This is a genomic window from Colwellia sp. D2M02 (assembly GCF_018860755.1).
Lineage (GTDB): Bacteria > Pseudomonadota > Gammaproteobacteria > Enterobacterales > Alteromonadaceae > Colwellia > Colwellia asteriadis.
This window is the reverse complement of sequence record NZ_JAHKPW010000011.1, coordinates 1-2,652: the sequence shown is the minus strand read 5'-3', so window position 1 is coordinate 2,652 and position 2,652 is coordinate 1. Positions and strand designations below refer to the sequence as shown.

Sequence of the window (2,652 nt, the reverse complement as noted above, 5' to 3'; positions counted from 1 at the left end):
TAACGAAGAAGCTAGGAAACGTAGTTGCCTAGAGAAATATTTACTAAGCCGAGCTCAGGTTAACTAGCATTGCGCCGTATTTTTATTACCTGTTAACTGACTAAAAAACGTCACTAAAAACATTAACGGGTGAATTTTATAGCCCTAAATTCGCCAAAAGATTGTTGAAGAGCCGAATTAATAAAATGGCATACTTGCTCAATGTTTATATTATTTTCTAATAATTCACTGAGCTCATTAGCTATTGAAATTATTTGTTTGATATTGGCATTTTCGATATCGTGTTTGCGAAATCTTTGATTAAAAACGCTGGTGAGTATCTCATAGCCATCTTGGTTACAAAGTAGCTCAGCATTTTTGTCGATAATATCATTAATGCTGTTGGTGAAACCATCGCAGAACGAGTTGACCATATCTTGATGATTACCAAATCCATCAATCATATTATAAGTAAGCCACAGTGTATTTTACCTGAATAAAATCATTAGCAAAGCCAGTAACCTCGGCGTTAGTAAGCTTAATACTATTATTAATTTCACCAAAGAGCGGAATGCCTTTACCTAAAATAACCGGTGCTTTGGTAATCGTCATTTCATTAATTAATCCAAGATTAATAAAAGCAGTAATAGTTACACCGCCATCAATATAAGCGTGTTTATAGCCGCTAGCTTCAAGCTGGCTGATTAGCTGAGTAATATCACCCGAGTACATTTCAACTTTGTCTTGTAAATTGGCTGGCGGCTCTTTTATGGTGTTACTGAGTACATAAATTTTAATGTTACCGTAAGGCCATTGCTCAGCCGTTAAGTTGAAGCCAGAAATGGCTTCCATACATTTACGCCCCATAATCATACAGTCAATTGAAGTAATAAATTTCGTGAATCCCATATCAGGGTTGTTACTCATATCTGCCGCCGAATTACCTGCGCTGTGTAGCCAATCTACATCGCCATCGGGTGTTGCTATATAACCATCGGCACTGGTTGCGATATAAACGGAGCATTTCATTGTTGATTATTTCTCTTTATTTTGATGTGAAATCGAATACAAATATCACTGATAATCGGTGAGGCTTAAGCATTCTTTTTTGCAAAATTTAATCATATAGTCAATTGAAGTAATAAATTTCGTCAACCCCATATCAGGGTTGGCACTCATATCTGCGGTTTAGTTTCCTGCGCTGTGTAGCCAATCTATGCCACCTTCGGGCGTTGCTATATAACCATCAGCACTGGTTGCAATATAAATGGAATATTTTATTAATGACCAAATTTTATTGTAAGCCACTCATATCTACCTCAATATAACCGGTAAGCACTCCGTGGTTTTCTATCGTTACTGAGAAGTTTCCCTCAAAGCTATTTTGATCTGTGGATATTAAATCTATCCAACCGGGCTCACCAAAATTATGCGGTCTTACATTACCAAGTGCTTCATAATAACTTGAAGCTTCACTGTGTATATAAGCCTCAATAAACCCTGTTTCGGTTGCTGAAGTATCTAGGTTATAGAAGCCTGTAGATGGATTGCCAGCAAACAGTAATACTATTTCTAACAGGTCTTGTTCGTCATGTGAAAATGGAACTTTGAAGGTGTATTTGTTGGTTTCATTACGTTCTAATTGTGTTTGTTTTAATTGTTCGGTACAAATTTTATCGGTAGCCGAGAAAGTTAGCGGACCATTTAACGCGATTGTTCCATCGCTATAAACACTCTCTTTTGATTTTATATACGTTAGTGTTTTACGTACCAATTCGGTAGCTTCTTGTTCGCCATACATAGCATCAGTTGTTATTTCTTGTACCAACACACCTTGCTCAAATAGGTATGGCTGTACGGTATCGCTCTCACCTAAAGGGAAGTATTTATCGTCGGTTTTAAAGCCTTCATAGTGAGAAGGTTGCCCAGTTGCAAGCGCTGCCATATCTCTACATCTAACACTTGCTATGCCATTTTCCGTATCTTCAATATAAGTTTGAGACTTTTCAATAGTCGTGTCTAAGATAAGCCCATCACTTTTCTTTGTATAAACAGTAGTTTTTTCCAACAGCCAAATCCCGGTCATATCAGTTTCGGTCAATGTAGCTGTAATAGGCTCTGCTTTTTTATCTCTATCAACATCTAATCCACAAGCACTTAAATACAATGTAATAATTACAATTCCTAGCTTGTTCAAAGTAACCCCTCCTTAGCTTATAATTTAAACGAAAATGCCTTTGGCGATCACCATTAATATGCAGTAACTCAAGATTTTCAACTGCTTCTGAAATGATGGGGATGTGACCGACTGGAATCCACAATAAAGCATAACTCTCTTCAAGAGTAGTACGAAATCACTTTTTACGATGAAGAAAATCTCTATGGTGGACTTTGAACATGAAGTTTTTGAGATCATCAGTTGAATCCCAAACTGATATGCTTACGATAATACTAGGCTCTGAAAAAGCACGGATATTTTTTGCAACGCCATTGTCATCTTTTAACCCGTATATAAAATCATCACTAGATTTAGCCAATCTTCAATGTGGTTTTATTTCTAGAGCCTGTTAATCTTTCGAGATTGTTTTTGCAGTTTTTTGTTGGGTATTTATACAAGGCATAGCCTTTGTAATGTAGTTATTCAGGACAATAAACTCCTGCATTGTCTAATAA

The 2,652-nt window shown here is 36.6% G+C and carries 3 protein-coding genes and 1 pseudogene; all 4 read right to left on the bottom strand.

The features are described from left to right. Nucleotides 1–122 precede the first annotated feature (122 nt). Nucleotides 123–443, bottom strand: coding sequence for a hypothetical protein (locus tag KO495_RS01415; protein ID WP_215978616.1), 321 nt, complete (start codon nucleotides 441–443; stop codon nucleotides 123–125). A gap of 1 nt (nucleotide 444) precedes the next feature. Then, on the bottom strand, nucleotides 445–1,008 hold the full coding sequence (locus KO495_RS01410; protein ID WP_215978615.1) for a dihydrofolate reductase family protein: 564 nt from the start codon (nucleotides 1,006–1,008) through the stop codon (nucleotides 445–447). A gap of 265 nt (nucleotides 1,009–1,273) precedes the next feature. Next, a complete protein-coding gene (locus tag KO495_RS01405) occupies nucleotides 1,274–2,176 on the bottom strand; it encodes a hypothetical protein (RefSeq protein WP_215978614.1) in 903 nt (300 codons plus the stop codon). Further along, nucleotides 2,115–2,516, bottom strand: a pseudogene (locus tag KO495_RS01400) (DUF3291 domain-containing protein). The gene KO495_RS01405 and the pseudogene KO495_RS01400 overlap by 62 nt, the downstream one beginning before the upstream one ends. Nucleotides 2,517–2,652 lie beyond the last annotated feature (136 nt).